Origin of the sequence: Streptomyces sp. V2I9 (assembly GCF_030817475.1) — a bacterium.
GTDB lineage: Bacteria > Actinomycetota > Actinomycetes > Streptomycetales > Streptomycetaceae > Streptomyces.
This window is the reverse complement of the sequence record NZ_JAUSZJ010000002.1, coordinates 2476206-2493842: the sequence shown is the minus strand read 5'-3', so window position 1 is coordinate 2493842 and position 17637 is coordinate 2476206. Positions and strand designations below refer to the sequence as shown.

At 71.0% G+C, this 17637-nt stretch carries 13 protein-coding genes; 6 read left to right on the top strand and 7 right to left on the bottom strand.

Annotated features, from left to right (window positions below; all coding sequences use genetic code 11):
- Positions 1 to 601 precede the first annotated feature (601 nt).
- Together QFZ71_RS10845 and QFZ71_RS10840 are read left to right on the top strand one after the other, a co-directional pair.
- On the top strand, positions 602 to 1309 hold the full coding sequence (locus tag QFZ71_RS10845) for a DUF6571 family protein (RefSeq protein ID WP_307668044.1): 708 nt from the start codon (positions 602 to 604) through the stop codon (positions 1307 to 1309).
- A gap of 59 nt (positions 1310 to 1368) precedes the next feature.
- A complete protein-coding gene (locus tag QFZ71_RS10840) occupies positions 1369 to 1965 on the top strand; it encodes a hypothetical protein (protein ID WP_307668043.1) in 597 nt (198 codons plus the stop codon).
- 14 nt (positions 1966 to 1979) lie between these two features.
- Here the strand turns inward: QFZ71_RS10840 and QFZ71_RS10835 are convergent, their stop codons facing one another.
- Positions 1980 to 3056 (bottom strand): hypothetical protein, encoded by a 1077-nt coding sequence (locus QFZ71_RS10835; RefSeq protein WP_307668042.1) that lies wholly within the window; start codon positions 3054 to 3056, stop codon positions 1980 to 1982.
- 548 nt (positions 3057 to 3604) lie between these two features.
- Between QFZ71_RS10835 and QFZ71_RS10830 the strand changes: the two genes are divergently transcribed.
- Positions 3605 to 4651 (top strand): DUF5954 family protein, encoded by a 1047-nt coding sequence (locus tag QFZ71_RS10830; protein ID WP_307668041.1) that lies wholly within the window; start codon positions 3605 to 3607, stop codon positions 4649 to 4651.
- 71 nt (positions 4652 to 4722) lie between these two features.
- Here the strand turns inward: QFZ71_RS10830 and QFZ71_RS10825 are convergent, their stop codons facing one another.
- On the bottom strand, positions 4723 to 6042 hold the full coding sequence (locus tag QFZ71_RS10825) for an LCP family protein (protein WP_307668040.1): 1320 nt from the start codon (positions 6040 to 6042) through the stop codon (positions 4723 to 4725).
- Between the two features lie 117 nt (positions 6043 to 6159).
- Here QFZ71_RS10825 and QFZ71_RS10820 point away from each other — a divergent pair, with 117 nt between their 5' ends.
- Positions 6160 to 6729 (top strand): acyl-CoA thioesterase, encoded by a 570-nt coding sequence (locus QFZ71_RS10820; RefSeq protein ID WP_307668039.1) that lies wholly within the window; start codon positions 6160 to 6162, stop codon positions 6727 to 6729.
- Between the two features lie 130 nt (positions 6730 to 6859).
- On the opposite strand, the gene QFZ71_RS10815 is transcribed toward QFZ71_RS10820, so the two are convergent.
- Positions 6860 to 8242 carry an LCP family protein gene (locus QFZ71_RS10815; RefSeq protein WP_307671407.1) on the bottom strand — a complete coding sequence of 461 codons (1383 nt, stop codon included), beginning with the start codon at positions 8240 to 8242 and terminating at the stop codon, positions 6860 to 6862.
- A gap of 337 nt (positions 8243 to 8579) precedes the next feature.
- On the opposite strand from QFZ71_RS10815, the gene QFZ71_RS10810 reads away from it, so the two are divergent.
- Entirely contained in the window at positions 8580 to 9608 is a 1029-nt protein-coding gene (locus QFZ71_RS10810) for a glycosyltransferase family 2 protein (RefSeq protein ID WP_307668038.1), read from the top strand.
- A 162-nt stretch (positions 9609 to 9770) separates the two neighbouring features.
- Here the strand turns inward: QFZ71_RS10810 and QFZ71_RS10805 are convergent, their stop codons facing one another.
- The 4 genes from QFZ71_RS10805 to QFZ71_RS10790 form a co-directional block, all read right to left on the bottom strand.
- Positions 9771 to 11240 (bottom strand): LCP family protein, encoded by a 1470-nt coding sequence (locus QFZ71_RS10805; protein WP_373465188.1) that lies wholly within the window; start codon positions 11238 to 11240, stop codon positions 9771 to 9773.
- A 316-nt stretch (positions 11241 to 11556) separates the two neighbouring features.
- Positions 11557 to 13320 carry an LCP family protein gene (locus tag QFZ71_RS10800; protein ID WP_307668036.1) on the bottom strand — a complete coding sequence of 588 codons (1764 nt, stop codon included), beginning with the start codon at positions 13318 to 13320 and terminating at the stop codon, positions 11557 to 11559.
- Positions 13321 to 13544: 224 nt separating this feature from the next.
- Positions 13545 to 15032: an LCP family protein gene (locus QFZ71_RS10795; protein ID WP_373465102.1), complete on the bottom strand. Its 1488-nt coding sequence runs from the start codon at positions 15030 to 15032 to the stop codon at positions 13545 to 13547.
- 177 nt (positions 15033 to 15209) lie between these two features.
- Positions 15210 to 15962, bottom strand: a complete 753-nt coding sequence (locus QFZ71_RS10790; RefSeq protein ID WP_307668034.1) for a TIGR03089 family protein — start codon at positions 15960 to 15962, stop codon at positions 15210 to 15212.
- A 161-nt stretch (positions 15963 to 16123) separates the two neighbouring features.
- On the opposite strand from QFZ71_RS10790, the gene QFZ71_RS10785 reads away from it, so the two are divergent.
- Complete coding sequence (locus tag QFZ71_RS10785) at positions 16124 to 17626, top strand: N-acetylmuramoyl-L-alanine amidase (RefSeq protein WP_307668033.1); 1503 nt, start codon at positions 16124 to 16126, stop codon at positions 17624 to 17626.
- The last annotated feature ends 11 nt before the right edge of the window (positions 17627 to 17637 follow it).

Here is a 17637-nt window from a genome sequence, read left to right as displayed (position 1 = left end):
GACGGCAACGACCTCCCCATGCGTCACCCCGGCGCCATCGGGGGAGGCGCCGCGACCCTGAAGGACCTCACGGACCTGATGGCCGCGGACGCCGGCGACACGTCGTACGACCCGACGGACGAGAAGGCATCGCCCTACGACAAGGACAAGGGCGACCCGGTCTACAGCGAGGCGTTCCTGACCGAGGTCGGCGACACCATCCGTAGGTGGGAGACGGGGAACGACGACGCCTACGACGGCGTCATGAAGAACTGGCAGGGCACGCAGGAGGACCCGATGAAGGGCCTGCTGAATGCCATGAGCCGCAACCCCTCGGCCTCCACCCACTACTTCGACCCGAACACCACCGACAACCTCGCGTACTTCATGGAGGACCGCGACTGGCCGGGTGGCGCCGTCGAGGACGAGATGCCCGACGACCTGAAGCAGACCTCGGCGCGCACCGAGTTCGGAGCCGCCCTGGAAGCCGCGGCGACCGGGCGTGAACCGGGCAGCCCGCTGAACCCCCCGCGCACCCACCACGACGCAGCGCAGACCGCGATCCTCGAACGCGTCCTGAAGGAGTACAGCGGCGAGGACGCGTCGAAGAAGCCAGAGCTCCGTGCCGCTGTCGATGCGGACGAGTGTGGGCAACATGCTGGGGGACTACGCCTCGGACGTCCACCAGATCCTCGGCAAGAAGATGGACGGGCCCACCGACTTCAACAACCTGGAGGCCGACCGCGGCGACCTGCTCCGCATCGTGCGCGGCGTCGCCGAGGACCCCAAGGCGTTCGGTGTCATCCACCACTCGCAGACCGTGGTGATCGCCGAGGGGATGAACGGCTACCCGGCGGAGTCGTTCCGCAGCGAGGACCAGGAACTGCACGCCTGGGTCAAACAGTCCGCCTCGGTGCTCGGCCATCTCGACGGGGTGCGCGGCGACGTCATCTACGACCTCGGTCAGGCCGAGAAGGACACCAACGGCTGGAACAAGATGATGAACTACCACGTCTACGGTGCGCCCTTGACGGCCATCCCCGTCGTGGGCGACGTGCTCCAGCGCTCGGTCGACGTCGGTACCGCCGCCTACATGAACGACCTCAACTCCAGGGTCGATGCCGAGACGCGCAAGAACATGGTCGACCACTTCGAGAACGGCGAGAGCCAGATGGACGCCATGATGCGCGGGATGGCCTTGGAGAAGGGGCTCTCCGAGCAGGAACTGGACGCCAGTCCGGGCGAGTACGAGGATCACCTCCAGGCGGTGGCCGAGAACTGGTACCAGCAGGGCATCGAGGACGCCCAGAAGAAGATGGGGCAGCCCTAGCCGTGGAGAACCTGACCGAGCAGTACGACTGCGCCGCCTGACCGGGAACGGAAGAGCCGATGGACAAGAAGTGGCTGCCGCTGACCGTGGTGCTCGGAGCCGCCACGGTGGCCGTGGTGACGGCGAGTGTCTGGCCCGACGACGCAGGGAAGCCGCCGCTGCCGCAGTCCCTCTGCCACGGTGCGCTCAGCCGGGAGACGGCGGAGCTGATCGACGACGGCAAGGGGGGAGAGGTCAGCACGGAGGAGGCGGACAGCAAGGGGGCGACCACGGACTACGCGGTGTTCAGGACGTGCTCCGTGCTGCGCGCGCACGCCGATGACGACGCTCCCCGTGGCGTCTACCAGCTGATCGTCGCGGACACCCGTGCCGTCCCCGGTGGCAAGAAGGACTCCGTCCCTCTCGGCCCCGGCTTCACCGGCTGGGCGCTCCCCGATCAGGCGAAGGTCACCTTGCCCGCCGGCTGCGCCGCCCGCATGGGCTCGACGGCCCCGTACATCACGGCGTCGCTCAAGGTGCCCTCGCAGGACGAGGAGCGCTTGGCCGAGCGGGGAGAGGAGAGGCCGGTCGAGGCGGACACCGCGCTGCGCAACAACGCGACCGTTATGCGAGAAGTGGCCACCAGGCTCGCCGAGCGGTACGACTGCGCCCGCTGACCGTGCCCTGCCCGCTACGCCGCCTCCCGGTGGAGGGCCCGGCAGTCGCGGCAGCGGCCCGGATCGTGGGAGCGGAAGGCTCGTTCGCAGCCGTCGCAGGTCTGGAACGGCGTGACCGGCGCACGGCGGGGTGGCGCGAGGTCGTGGATGCCGGGGAGCGGAGGCGGCAGGAGTGTCGTGAGGCGGTGCCTGAGGAGCCTCGCCGGGTGTTTCAGCGGTTCGGGGAGGTCGGCCGTGAGGGCGTGCCGGATCGCGTCGGTGCTCGCGTCGCGTTCGAGCCAGGCGGCAACGCCGGGGACCAGCTCCGCGACGTCCTGTTCCGAGAGCACCAGCGTTTCCGCGTGGCGTCGCAGGTCGGCGAGGAGCGCGGAGGCGGCCTGCCGCAGCTCCGGGATGAGCGCGCGGGGGTGCGGCAGCGGCCGGCGCTGCTGCGTGGGCGCGGTCCGCGACGGTAAGCGGACCGGGGGGTACGGCGTTTCCGGTACGGGGAAGGGCTCCGGTACGGGTGTCAGCTCCGGCGCGGCGGTGGGCTCCGATACGCGGGTGGGCGCGGGCGCGGGGGCGGGCTCCCGTACGCGGGTGGGCGCGGGCGTGGCGGTGGGCTCCGGTACGCGGGTGGGCGCGGGCGCGGCGGAGGACTCCCGTACGCGGGTGGGCGCGGGGGTGCGCGTCTCAGGCCCCGCACCCTGCCTCTGCGGCACCGACACCGTCCCGCCCCGCTGCCCCGCCCCCGGCTGGTTGCAGAACACCGTGCGGGTGACCATCCGGCCGTTCGCCAGCCTGATACGGGTCCGGCGCAGGTAGCCGTGGGCCTCCAGCTCGCGCAGGGCGGCGGCGATCGCCCTCTCACCCTCGGGGAAGCGGGCCGCGAGCGCCTTGATGCCGACCTCGGCACCGGCGGGCAGCGACTGGATGTGGACGGCGATCCCGATCGCCAGCAGGGAAAGCTCGGCGTGCTGGGCGAGGTGGTTGCCGACCACCGTGAACCGGCTCGGGTGCGGGATCACCACGTGGATCACGCCGGAGGGCGGGTGAGGACCGGGAATCCCGGCCGGGGCACGGGTCAGGGCGCTATCGTGCTGGGTATCCATCGGGAAGCTGTTTCTTCCTTGGTGGCCAGGCCCTCGTTCGGGATTGCCGTCCCGGCGGGGGCTGTCTGATGTCTGAAGGTGGATCAGCGCGAGCATATGCCTGCCAGCAGGGCCAAAATCCAGCCCGGTCGGCAAACCTCACCCGCGCGAGTGACGAGCCCTCCCGCGGCTGACCACCGGGATCGGGTGGGGTGGGGTTGGGTGATTTCTCTTGGTTCTTTGTGTAGTTGATGTCGTGGCCCACCGGGTCGCGGTCGGTCACGATCCGGTGGGACCGCACCGGGTCGTGACGCGGCACGATCCGGTGTGAGCGGCGATGCCGGGTGGATCTCCGGGAATCCGCCCCCGTGGCCCGGCCCGCCGTGCGTCGGGGCCGCCGGCACCCGCGGCGCCGTGCACGTCCGCGACTCCGAGGCCGCGCCCGACCGCCGCTCGGCTCCACCCCCGCCGCCCGGGGCGGCTCCCTCCGGTACGCCACCGGCCTGGGAGGCGCCCGCCTTTGTGGCGGAAACCCTGACACCGGCAGCCCCCTTCGGCACACTGAGTGCATGGACGATCACCTGGGGAAGTCGCCGGATCACCTCACGATCAATGTCACCCACCACGACGACCCGGTCTTCGAGGTCACCGAGGCGGATGCGTTCGCCTCGGCCCGCAAGTATCCGAACATCGTCGTCCGTGGGCCGCTGTTCGGGCTGGCCGAGCAGCGGCGCGGGGACCGGCCGCGCTGGCGGCTGATGGGCGAACTCGACACCGGATTCCCGCAGATGGTCCGGGACGAGCTGAATTCGTACCTCTGGTTCAAGGCGAAGGACGAGACCGAGGACCCGGCGGAGCGGCGGTCGCTCCTGGCGGCGGTGGCACGGCTGGAGACCGAGAAGGTCGACGAGGTGTCGGCGTGCGGTGTGCGCTACCGGGTCGTCCGCGCCGACGAGTTCGCCCGGATCGGCGACGGGCGCTTGGAGCCGCCCCGTGCCACCGACCCGGACGACGACAGCTGGGACCTGGACGCCCCCGCCCCCTGTCGCACCGAGGGCTTCGTGGTCGACCACGCGGCAGCCGTCGGGCTGAGCGAGGGGCTCGGCCGGGCCGGACTGCTCCAGCTCGCCTACACCGCGGACCGCTTCCCCGCCGACGTACGGGCCGATTCCCAGCGGGCGTTGACCACCCATCCGGGCGTCGTGCTCCTTCCGACGACGTTCCGGGTGGTGCAGCGCAAGGAGATGTCCTGGTCGATGGTGACCGGGCAGCATTCGACGCCGCAGGGCGCCCGGCGTGCTCTCGTCGACCGCCTCACCCGGCCCTTCCCCAAGCTGCCGGACCTCCCGGACATGCCGGAGCTGCCGGCGTGGATGAAGGTGGACGAGAAGGAGGCGGCCGTCAACGAGCGGGCCGCGAAGAAGTTCATGGCACGCCGCAGGCCCAACGAACTCATCGTGCGGGGCAAGCGGTTCGAGGTCGTCCGGGTCGAGCGCATGATGCGCATCGGGCCCGACGGGCCGGAGAAGCCGCGCCCGTCCGATGTCGACGAGTACGGCCCGTCCCGGATCCATCCCCTCATGGACGAGCACGGGAACATCACCTACGGCACGTAGAGGGTGCCCGCGGACGACGAAAGGGGCGCCGGGCAACAGCCCGGCGCCCCTCACCAGTTCTGCCTACGGCCTCAGTCGCCCTTGACCGTGACCTTCTCGTCGTTGTTGAGCTGCTGCACCAGCTGCTTCACCTTGGCCTTGTCCCAGACCAGGTTCCCGTTGACGCTGCCCGAGATCGGCATGTTCATCGACGTGCCGTCGCCACCCGTGACGCCCTTCATCGCGAAGAACATGTTGGCCAGCGACCACAGCGACATGTCCTTGTCCACGATCAGCGTGTCCAGGCCCGCGCCCATCGTGGGGTACAGCTTGAAGGGGTTGATGATCGTGGACGGGGTCGCCGTCTGGCTCGCCAGCGCCGCGAGGAACTTCTGCTGGTTCTTCGTACGGTCCAGGTCGCTGCGCGGGAGCGCGTAGCGGGTCCGGACGAAGGCGAGGGACTGCTCGCCGTTCAGCGTCTGCTTGCCCGCCTTGAAGTCGGCCCCGGACTTCTTGTCCTTGAACGCCTTCGGGATGTCCAGCTCGACCCCGCCGATCGCGTCCACGATCTTCGCGAAGCCGCCGAAGCCGATCTCGACGTAGTGGTCGATGTGCAACCCGGTGTTGAACTCGACGGTACGCACCAGGAGTTCGGGCCCGTCCTCGGCATACGCGGCGTTCAGCTTCACCTGCCGACCGGTGCCCTGGAACATCTTCCCGGACTCGGACCCCTTGAAGGAGGGGATCTCGACGTTGGAGTCGCGCGGCAGCGAGATCAGCGTCGGCCCGTTGGAGCCGTCGTGCAGGATCATCATCGAGTCGGTGCGCTTGCCCTCGGCCGAACCGGTGCGCAGCCGCTTCTTCTCCTCGGCCGACATGCCCTCGCGGCTGTCGGACCCGACGATCAGGTAGTTCGTGCCGTCGCCGGACTCCGGCCGCTCGATGACCTTGGAGAGGTCGACCTCGCGCTTCAGCTTCGAGTCGGCCCAGAAGTACGTCGAGACGGAGACCACGAGCAGGGCGACCACCAGGGTCAGCGCGCCCAGCTTGATCCGGCGGCGCCAGTCCGGGGCCGGGCGGCCCACATAGCCCCCGTCACCTCCGCCGCGGCGACCACCGCCCCGGCCGCCGGAGCCGCCGGAGCCCCCGCCGTAGACCTGGCCGGTGTTGTAGCCGCTGTCGTAGCCGGGCTCGGCGGCGTTGCCGTAGCCGCCGTCCTGGTAGCGGTCGTCGTACCCCTGGCTCTGCGGCGGCACCTGCGGTCGCTGGGGCGGCACCTGCGGCCTCTGCGGCGAGGACGGGCGGCGCTGGATGTGCGGCATCGCCCGCGCACCCTCGGGCTGGGGGTCGGCACTGCCCCGCCCGTAGCGCTCGCTGCGGTCGCCGGTCCGTCGATCGGGCCAATCGTTCATCCGAACAGTGTGCCGTCCCGGCCCGCAGCTATTACAGGGTGTAAGGGAAATCGCACCAGGGCTGTTGCCAACCTGATGCATTCTGCGGGAGTGCCGAGCCCGCATAAGGTGGACGGTATGACAGATCAGGCCACTGGCGTAACAGATCCGGCCAACCGCTCAGAGGAAGAGATTCCGGGCAAGCCGACCGCGGCGTCCCGGACCACCCTCAGCCACATCATGACCGGCAGCGACACCAACCTCCTCGGGACGGTGCACGGTGGCGTGATCATGAAACTGGTGGACGACGCCGCGGGCGCGGTGGCCGGCCGCCACTCCGGTGGACCCGCCGTCACGGCCTCGATGGACGAGATGGTCTTCCTGGAGCCGGTCCGCGTCGGAGACCTCGTCCATGTGAAGGCCCAGGTCAACTGGACCGGCCGCTCCTCGATGGAGGTCGGCGTCCGGGTGATGGCCGAGCGCTGGAACGAATCGACCCCCGCCCAGCAGGTCGGCAGCGCCTATCTGGTCTTCGCCGCCGTCGACGGGGACGGCAAGCCGCGCCGCGTACCGCCGGTGGTCCCCGAGACCGAGCGCGACAAGCGGCGCTACCAGGAGGCGCAGATCCGGCGCACCCACCGGCTCGCCCGCCGCCGGGCCATCAAGGAACTGCGCGAGAAGCGCGTCGCGGACGGCATCGACGACTGAGCGGACGGGAACGACGTCCGGGCGGGAGCGGACATCCGGGCGGGAGGGAACGACTCCGGACGGGAGCGACGTCCGGGTGGGCGGAACGACGTCCGGGCGGACGGGAACGAAGCCGAGCCGTCCGCGCCGCTTACGGGCACACCACCTCGTCGCCCCGGACCGGGGAGAAGTCGCCCGTCGCCTGCCGGTTCTCCGCCTTCACCCGCCGCACCTTCGTGAAGTCCGAGCCCACCGTCACCCTCATCTGCGGGCCCTGGTCCTTCACCGGCTTCAGTTCGCTGCCCGGCAGCGCCGTGGCCAGGGACTTCGCCGACCGGTCCCAGCGCGGGTCGTACTCCACGAGCGTCCGCTCCAGGTCCCGCGCCTCCCCGTTGAGCGGAGCCTGCGTGGTGGCGAAACCGGTGGCCCGCAGCGCCTCGTCCACGGACCGGCCGAGTCCGTCCTTCGGGGTCCCGTTGTAGACCTGCACCCGGATCTCCTCCGGCGCGACGTCCACCGGCGTGGCCGACGGCCGCTTCCCCGCGCCGCCCGCCGCCTTCGGCCTCGCCGGGGCCAGCGGCCTGTCCTCGCGCAGGGCCCGGAACAGCTTCTCCGACTTCTCCGCGTCCCACCGCACCGTCGAGCCGATGCCCTGGACCGGGAAGCTCGGGTCGCCGACGGGCACGGAGGCGAACTCGGAGGAGGCCGGTCCGAAGCCCTTCATCGCCTTGCCGAGCGCCAGCATCTGCTCCGTACCGAAGTCCTTGTCGGCGCGGACCGAACCCAGCACCGAGGCGGAGACCTGCCGGAACCTCACCGGGTTCAGCAGCACCCCGCTGCTCGTGGCCTGCTTGATCAGCGACGCCATGAACTTCTGCTGCCGCTCCATCCGGCCCAGGTCGGCCGCCACGTCCACATGGCGCGAGCGCACGTACTGGAGCGCCTGGCCGCCGTTCAGCTCATGGGTGCCGGCAGGCAGGTCCAGCCCCGTGTACGCGTCCTTCATCGGCCGCGCCGTGCAGATCTCCACCCCGCCCACCGCGTCCACGGTCTTCATGAAGCTGGTGAAGTCGATCTCCAGATAGTGGTCGATCTTGACCTTGGTCATGTTCTCGACGGTCCGCACGGTCAGCGTCGGCCCGCCCTCCGCATACGCGGCGTTCAGCTTCACCGGGTGGCTCTGGTGGCGCTTGCCCGTGGTGCGGTCGGTGTGGGCGGGCATCTGCGCGTAGCTGTCACGGGGGAGGCTGACGACGCTCGCCCGCCGCCGGTCGGCCGACAGATGGACCAGCATGACCGTGTCGGTGCAGTGGCAGGGTGCGCCGCCCAGCCGGTACTTCTTCCGCTGCGCCTCGGTGATCGTGTCCCTGCCGTCGGTGCCGACGAGCAGCAGATTCGTGCCGTGGCCCCCCTGCGGGCGGTTCTTCATGTCCTTGAACGGATCGACCCGGCCGATCCCGTCCTCCAGGCCGCTCACCACGGCGTGACCGATCCCGCCCGCCCCCAGCACCACCACCGAGAGGGCGGTGGCCACCCGCGTCCCCCAGCGGGCCCGCTCGTCCTGCTTCCGGGGGCGTACCGGCCGCGTGCCCGGCGGCGGACGGCGGCGCGGGGGAGAGGGGCGGGGCTGCGGGGGGCGCTGCGGACGCTGCGGTACGGGCACGGGGGAGACACCTCCGGGGTGCAAGGGAGACACCTCTGCGGTGCAAGGGGACCATCGCACGGTAGGCCCATACGATCTCCGCCCCGGCCCGCGACCCGGCGGCGCGCGCTCGGGTGTCCCCCGTTCGCGGTAACGTGGCGGCCGAATACTGACGCCTCGCGGGGGTGCGGAAACCCCCTGGCGCCCCGAGGACCCACCCGAGGACCACATGTCTGCCGCGCAGTACCCCGCCGTCTCCGTGATCATGCCGGTGCTCAACGAGGAACGCCATCTCAGGAACGCGGTCCGGCACATCCTGGAGCAGGAGTACGCCGGTGAGATGGAGGTCGTCATCGCCCTCGGCCCCTCCACCGACCGTACGGACGAGATCGCCGCCGAACTGGTCGCGGAGGACCCCCGGGTCCACACGGTGCCCAACCCCACCGGCCGTACGCCCGCCGCCCTCAACGCGGCGATCGAGGCGTCACGCCACCCCGTCGTCGTCCGGGTCGACGGCCACGGCATGCTCTCGCCGGACTACATCGAGACCGCCGTCCGCCTCCTGGAGGAGACCGGCGCGCAGAACGTCGGCGGCATCATGCACGCCGAGGGCGAGAACGCCTGGGAGGACGCCGTCGCCGCCGCGATGACCTCGAAGATCGGCGTCGGCAACGCCGCTTTCCACACCGGCGGCCAGGCGGGCCCGGCCGAGACCGTGTACCTCGGCGTCTTCCGCCGTGAGGCGCTGGAGCGGGCGCAGGGCTACAACGTCGAGTTCATCCGAGCCCAGGACTGGGAGCTGAACTTCCGCATCCGCGAGGCCGGCGGGCTGATCTGGTTCTCGCCCGAGCTGAAGGTCCGGTACCGCCCCCGCCCCTCGGTCAGGGCGCTCGCCAAGCAGTACAAGGACTACGGCCGCTGGCGCCACGTCGTCGCCCGCTACCACCCCGGATCGATCAACCTCCGCTACCTGGCCCCGCCGACCGCCCTCGTCGCCATCGCGGCGGGCCTGGTCCTCGGCGCGACCGTCACCCCGTGGGCGCTGGTCGTCCCCGGCGGGTACGTGGCCGCGATCGTCGCCGGATCGCTGCCCGCGGGCAAGGGGCTGCCGCTGAAGGCCCGCGCCCGCATCCCGGTCGCGCTGGCGACGATGCACATGTGCTGGGGCTTCGGCTTCCTCACCAGCCCCCGGTCCCTGGCGAAGAAGGTCATCGCAAGCCGCCGCCCGGCGCTCGCGGGCAGCACCGGGACCGTCTGACCGGGCAGCACCGGGGCCGTCCGACCGGCAACCACCGGGGCCGTCCGACCGGGCGGCGAGGCCCGAGGCGTACGAAGGGTCCACCGCTCAGCGGTGGACCCTTCGCGTGCGCGCCCGGTGTCCGTGCGCGCCCGGTGTCCGTGCGCGCCCGGTGTCACGGCGTCACCAGGTGTAGTTCGGGTTGACCTTCATGCACGCCTTCTCGTCGTCGCCCTTGAGCGCGCCCGCCGACTCCGGGGTCTTCTCCGAGCCCTTCGACACCGGATAGACGCCGTTCTCGCGCCAGTCCGTGCCCACCGCGAGCGAGATCCCCGAGACATCGGTGGACTTCTTCACCTGCGACAGCGGAATCCCGAGCGCCTTGGCGACCGCCTGCGCATCGCCCTCCAGGTCCGCGCTCGGGAACAGGATCGCGGTCCGCGCCACCCCGGTCACGTTGTTCGGGTCGACGGTCGTCTTCACGAAGCCCGCCTCCTTCAGCTGGTCCGAGACCTCGCGCGCACGGCCGGCCGCCGGACCCTGCCCGTCGGCAGCGGTCCCGTTCCGCACGGCGACCGCGATCTCGCCGACCGGCGCCGACGCGTCCGAGGTGGCCTCCGGCTTCTTCCGCTTGGAGGCCTTGCCGTCCAGCGGCACGTCCTCGCGGACCATGCGGAACAGCTGCTCCGCGTCGCCCGCCTTCGGGTAGACCCGGCCGTTGTTCACGCCGGTGCCGTACACGTTCGGCATGGTCGACATCGTGATGCGCTGCGTGGGGACCTTCTTGAACTCCTCCGCCAGGTCGTACAGCTTCTTGACCGTGTCGAGGCCCTTGTCGACCGTCAGCGCGTCCGTGGCCGCCTCGGCGAGGTTCATCAGCTTCGCCGGGTCGGACAGCTTGGTGCCCTTGCGCAGCTCCCGGACCATGGAGTTCATGTACTGGTGCTGGGCCTTCGCCCGCCCGAGATCGGTGTTGTCCTCGAAGCCGTAGCGGGTGCGCAGCCACTGGAGGGCCTGCTCGCCCTTGACGTACGTGGTGCCCTTCTCCAGCTTGAGCCCGGAGCCCTTGCCGTCGGCACCGCGCGAGTGGATGTTGGCGTCCACGCAGACCGGGACGCCGCCGACCGCGTCGGCCATCGAGACCACGCCCGCGAAGTCGATCATCATGAAGTGGTCGATGCGGATGCCGGTCAGCTCGTACCAGGTGGCCACCGTGCACCCCGGACCGCCGCGCCCCAGGCTCTCGTTGGTCTGTACGTCCCCCTGGCTGGCCGGGAAGACCTTGCCGTCCGGGGCCGTGCACTTGGGCATCTTCAGCATCGTGTCGCGCGGCATGCTGATCACCGAGAGGTTGCTGCGGTCCGCCGATATGTGGAGCAGCATCTGCACGTCGGCGAGCGGCGGTGCGCCGAAGGTCTCCTTGGCCCCGCCCAGCTCCTGGTTGGCCTTGGAGTCCCGCGCGTCGGAACCGATGAGCAGGATGTTGATCGGGGTCTGCCCGGCGGCGTTGGCCTTGTGGTCGGCCATCTCCTTGTCGCCGAGGGTCAGATCCTCCTTCTTGATGTTGCCGTTGAGGTGCTCGTAGTAGAGGTAACCGGTCGCGCCGGTGGCGAGTATGAGCACCGAGAGCACGGAGGCGCTCCAGCGCAGGATGCGCCGCTTGGGGCTCTTGGGCGCGCGGCGGCTGCCGGCGGCCCTGGCTCCGCCGCCCCCTCGTCGGCCCCTCGCGGCCCGGCGGGCGCCCCCGCCGCCGGACGCCTTCACGTCCGAGGGCGCCCCGGAGGTGCGGTCGGCGCCGTCCCCCACGGCACCCCCCGGCCCCTCGCCGCCCTTCTCGTGCGGACCCTCGTCCCGGCCGAGTCGATCGGCGCCGCGCACGCGTGATCGCGTCCGCCCCCCGGACATGCTGCTCCGTCCCACCGGACCCCCCATGCTGTTCAGATTTCCGCTACGGCGCGGTGACCCGGTGTCACTTGGCGCATACCGCCTTGTCGGCGCGTGCCTGGTCGACGCCCTCCGGAGCCTTCGCCGGTCCGGTGATGAGCTGCCCCGCGCCCTTGAAGTCCGCCCCCAGCGTCAGCACCATCGCCTGAAGACCCTCGGCGTCCGCGGTGCCCTGCTTCATGGCCGCGGCGGGCAGCCCCATCATCTCGGCGAGCGCCCGTGCCTGGTCGGCCTGGTTGGGCGCGTACTCCAACGTCGTCTTCTTGATCTTCTCGGGTGCGTTGGCCTTGTTGGTGGACTTCAGCACCCCCTGCTCGTTCTGGAGCCAGGTGACGGTCGAACCGGCCGCACCGGGGATCTCACCGCCGTTGAGGACGTCCACGCGGACGTCGGCCGGAGCGGCCTTGGGGCCCTTGAGCAGGGCCGCCTGCTTGCTCTTGGCGGCCTTCTCCTTCTGCTTCACCTCGGTCAGCGAGGTGTCGGAGCGCAGCATCGCGAAGAGCGGTTCGGCCTTCGTCTCGTCCACGACCACGGTGACGGGCCGGGGCTCGGCGGGGTTGTCCTTCACCGGCATCGTGACGAAGGTGATGTTCTCCGTGTTGACCTTGGAGATCTCCTGGGCGAGCGTCATCAGCTTCTTCGCGTCGCCGATGGCCGTGTCGACGGTCAGCGCGTTGGTCGCCGCGTCGGCCAGCTTGTAGAGCTTCTTCGGGTTGGTCAGGGTGTCGCTCGACTTCATCTCGCGGATCATCGAGCCGAGGAACTGCTGCTGCACCTTGATCCGGTCGAGGTCGCTCCGGTTGCCGAAGCTGTCGCGCGTACGCAACAGGGCCAGCGCCTTCTCGCCCTGCACCGTCGACTCGCCCTGCGGAAGCTTCAGATGCGACTTCGGGTCGTCGATCGGCTTGGCCATGCAGACCTTGACGCCGCCGACCGCCGCGGTCAGCTCCTTGACCGCGTTGAAGTCGACCATCATGAAGTGGTCCGGCTTGACGCCGGTGATGTTCTCGACCGTCTTCATCGTGCAGCCCGGGTCACGCCCGTTCTGGCCGAGGCTGGTGTTGAAGCGTGCGCTCGCGGCGCCGGGGATGGCAGCCCTGCTGCCGTCCTGCTGTTTCGTCTCGCACTCGGGGATCTCGGTCACCAGGTCGCGCGGGATGCTCATCGCCGTCGCGTTGGTGCGGTCCTCGGAGACGTGGAACAGGATGTTCGTGTCGGCGTGGCCCGTGCTGCCCTTGTCGCCGTAGCCCTCGTTGCCCTTGCCGGTGCGCTTGTCGGTGCCGATGACGAGGATGTTCATCGGGCCGTCGGTGACGACGTTCTTGCTCCCCGCGTCACCCACGTCGATGGCGTCGATGTTCCCGTTGAGCTTCTCGTACACCAGGTACGCGCCGAGCGAGGTGCCCACCACGACGAACGCCATCACGCCACCGGTCCACAGCAGCGCCTTCTTCTTGCGCGCCTTGCGGGGCTTGCGCTTCCTGCGGCCCGCCGCGGGCGGCTCGGCGGCGGCGCCACGCGTCGCCTGGGAGCTGCGCCGGCTGCGCTGGCCCGGTACCTCGTGGCGCATCCCGGCCGGGGCGTCCTCCCGCGTACCGGTCCGCGAACCGGTACGGCGGCCGCTCTCCCCGGCCGTGGCCGTCCGCGCGGTACCGGAGGCGCCGAAAGCACTGTTCGACTCCCCTGTGGAGTGGTCCAGTCGCAATTCGTAATTACCGGTGTGCGGGTTGAGTACCCACTGGTCGGCGGGGTCGATATCGTCCGCCCGTCCACGACTGTGCGCGTCCACGGTTGCCTGCGTCCTCCGTCGGTGCCACGCGAGGCGCCCTCCCCCGGCAAGGCGCTCGTTCCTTCGCTCCAGCAGTGCACGACCTGACGGCCGGAAGCACCGGATCGCGTCACACTATCCGGCCGATTCCGCGTAGAGCGACGTGCGTGACACATTCCACGCCCTTTACAACTGGGCATTCTTCCCATTACGCGTCGATTGTGTTCTGTGTCTTGGTCATTGCTTTACTGCTTGCACAGGTCGTCGGCCGCACTCGAGCCCGAATAGGTGGGCGCGGGCGTCGGGCTCGCGGAGCCGGCGTCGTCCGGCTTCCCGTCCTGCTTCTCTTCCTGGTCCTGCCGCGCTTCCTCGAGTTCGCCGGCCGGGACCACCGCGACGGGCTTGTCCTCGCGGAGTTGCCTGAACAGCTCCCCGGCGTCCGGTTCGACGAGTTCGTCCCGGTTCGGGTCCTGGCGGTACGGCTGCCGGGGCACGGTCAGGAACCGCACCTGGTCGGTGGGCACATCGCGCATCCCGCGCACCAGGTCGTACAGGTCCCGCAGCGAGTCGAGGCCCGGATCCGTGGTCAGTGACTTGGTCGCCGCGTCGAGCACCGGGTAGAGCCGCGCCGGGTTGAGCAGGACGCCGTTGCTCTGCATCTTGTTGACCAGGGCACCCAGGAACTGCTGCTGGCGCTCCATGCGTTCGGTGTCGCTGCCGTTGCCGAGGGACTTGCGCGCCCGTACGTAGCCGAGCGCCTCCTCGCCGTCCAGCGTCTGCCGGCCCGCCGGGAGGTCCAGATGCGCGTCCTTGTCGTCGATCGGCTTCCGGAGGCAGATCTCGACGCCGTCGACGGCGTCCACCATGTCCTTGAAGCCGTTGAAGTCGACGACCATGTGGTGGTCGATCCGGATACCGGTCATCCGCTCCACGGTGCGGATCGTGCAGGCGGTGCCGCCCGTCTCGAACGCCGAGTTGAACTGCGCGAACCGCTCGCGGGACTTCTTGTCGTCGGCCGTACGGCAGCTGGGGATCTCCGCCATGAGGTCGCGGGGGAGGGACACCGCCGTCGCGCTCTTCCGGTCCGCCGCGAGGTGCAGCAGGATCGTGGTGTCGGAGCGCTGACTGCCGCCGTCGTCCCGGCCGTACTCGCTGTTCTCCCCGGCCCTGCTGTCGGAGCCGATGAGCAGGATGTTCTGGGCGTCCATCACCACCGGCGTCGGCCGCTCCCTCTCGTACGCCTTCAGCTCGGCGGCGGCGCTCGTGTCGGTCGTGATGTTCCCGTCGAGCTTCTTGTACATCCACCAGCCGACCCCGGCGGCGACCAGCACGAGGAACGAGGCGGCGAGCGCGCTCCACCGCAGCCAGCGCCTTCTGCGTGCGACGACGACGCCGTCCTTGGGCCGGTCGGCCCAGGTCTGCACGCCGGAGCCGCGACCGCCGGCCTCGGGCCCGGCCTCGGGCCCGGCCTCGGGGACTCCGCTCCCGGCGGGGTCGGATTCCCCGGTCGTCTCGGCCGTCCCGGTGGCGTGGGCCGACCCGCCCTCCTCGCCGTCGTCGGCCCCTTCGGCGTTCCCGGCCTCTCCGGGAGGTGCGGTACGGCCGTCACCGCCCTCCCCGCGGGGCGCGCCCTCGGGGACGGACTCCTCCTGCGACCTGTCCTGCGGTGTGTCCCCGGCCGGGTGGTCCGGGTCGGACGGCGGGCCAGCACTGTCGGTCACGTCTGCGTCCATCCTTCACGTTCGGCGGCGCGAGGGGCCGCCGGTCGCAGGAGTAGACGGCTGAAACTCGCGCTTGGTTGTGCACGGCAAGGAGAGTGGTCTGTACCGCCCGATCATCTACCCGCGCACGTGCCGATCGCCGAGGACTCGGCCCGCTGTGGGCCGGACGAGTGGACCTCGGAGCGCTTGTCATACCGCGGTGTCGGTGACCCGCTCGCTCTCGACCCGCTGGGCCAGTCCGTCCGCGTCGAGCTGCCCGAGGTGACGGCACAGCACCACGGACCCGCCGGACGCCAGCGGGGCGTAGAGCCCGGCGCTCAGCCCCTCCCAGGTGCCGTACGTGCGCCCGGTGAGCAGCCGTGACCCCGGTACGAGGCCGAGCGCGGCGGCGTCCTCGCGGGCGCGGGCGACGAGTCGCGCCCCCGACAGCTCGGTCCCGTCCACGGTCAGCGCGGGCCCCTCGGGGTCCACCGGGGCGAACGGTGCGAAGCGGTCGCCCTGGCCCGGCACCTCCACCGCGTAGTCCGCGAACCCCTCGGGCGGCTGCGGGAAGCGGCCGCCCAGCGGCCGCAGCGCGAGGGCGACGCGCTCGCCCCGGCAGGCCCGCGCCCGTTCCAGGGTGTCGGGGCCGGTCACCACGAGGTCGGCGGCGGCCGGGTCGCCCTGCACGTCGGCGACGACCCCGACGGAGGAGCAGGCGAGCAGCCAGACCGCGGACTGCCAGTGCGCGGGGAGCAGCAGGGCGAGCCGGTCGCCCGGCTCGGCGGCGAGGTCGCCCTGGAGCAGATTGGCGGTCTTGGCCACCCAATTGGCGAAGGTGGCCACCGACAGTTCGACGCGTTCTCCGGTGGCGTCGTCGTAGTAGGTGACCAGGGGGCGGGCGGGGTCCGCGGCCAGGGCGGATCGCAGCAGGTCGGCAGGGGTGCGGTCGCTGGAGTTCATCCGCGCAAGCGTACGCGGGGGCGCCGCGCCGGGCGGGCCGAACGGGTGCCTGAAAGGGCGTCACCCCCACCGGTTCGGCAGACGGCACGTCACGCCGCGGCCGATGTCCGGGTCGCCGGAGTGGTGACCCTATGGCAAATATCGTACGTATGCGTTCACTTATGGTCACCTCAGTCGGCGTCACCTGCGCAGCGGCTCTCACTCTGCCGCTCGCCGCCCCCGCCCTGTCCGCCCCGGTTCCCCACGCCGTCTCGGCCCGCCCGCCCTCCCTCTCACCGGAGTCGCCGGGAGCCGGCCCGCCGGCGGCGACCGGCACCCCGGCCGAGTCCCGGCCCGCCGAGTCCCGGGTCCGCGAGCCCGGCGCGGACGGACTCGCCGGCTCGACGCAGTCCCTGCCGCTGGAGCCCCTGGCCACCTCGTCCGACCGGTCGGCGGGCCCGGCGACGCCCGGCCGGGGACTGGACCGGCGGACGACCCGGCCGTTCTCCCTGGTGGGCGTGGTCTGGGACGACGCCGAGGCCGAACTCCACGGCACGGTCCAGGTCCGCGCGCGGGCGGCCGGCGGCGAGAGCTGGTCGGACTGGCAGGACGTCGAGACCCACAACACCGAGCACGCCGCCGACCTCGGCAGCGACGAGCGGGCGTCCGGCGCCGTGCGCGGGGCCACCGCCCCGCTCTGGGTCGGACCCTCGGACGGCGTCGAGGTACGCGTACAGCCGGAGACGGACGACCAGCAGGGCCGGCTCATCGCCGTACGGCTCCCCGAAGGGCTGCGCCTCGAACTCGTCGATCCCGGCCCCGACCCCGCGCCGGAGCCCGCCGCGGACGACTCCGGTGGCCGGACCGCCGCCCCGGCGAGGCCCGCCGCCCATCCGGGCCCGCCCACCGTCCCGACGGCACCGGTCCTGCCGGAGGCGCTCACCGTCGAGTCCGCCGCGGCCTCGGCCGTCAACGCGGAGTTCGCGCCGCTCGGCGCCTCCGTGATCCCCGCGCTGACCGAGGCGGAGGCGGCGGAGGCCGCGGCCGAGGCCGAGGCGGAGGCCGTCGGGGCGAAGCCGTACATCGGGCCCCGGCCGAGGATCGTCACCCGCAAGGGCTGGGGCGCGGACGAGAGGCTCCGCGAGCGGAACTTCGCCTACACCAGGACCGTCAAGGCGGCCTTCGTGCACCACAGCGCGACCGGGAACAACTACACCTGCAAGCAGGCTCCTTCCGTGCTCCGCAGCATCTACCGCTACCACGTCAAGAGCAGCGGCTGGCGCGACTTCGGCTACAACTTCGCCGTCGACAAATGCGGAAACATCTACGAGGGCCGGGCCGGAGGTGTCTCCCGCGCCGTCCTCGGGGCGCACACCCTGGGCTTCAACAGCAACACCATGGGCATCGCGGTGCTGGGCTCCTACTCCTCCACCAATCCGCCCGCCGCCGCCGTGGCCGGGGTCTCCCAGCTGACCGCGTGGAAGCTCGGACTGTTCGGGCGCAACCCGAAGGGGAAGGTGACGCTCGTCTCCGGCGGAAGCAACAAATACAAGAAGGGCAAGAAGGTCAAAATGAACGTCATCTCGGGGCATCGGGACGGATTCGCCACCGAATGTCCTGGAGCACGCCTCTACAAGAAGCTCGGTAAGGCCCGGACCACCTCCGCCAAACTGCAGGGCCGCTGACCGGGGCATCT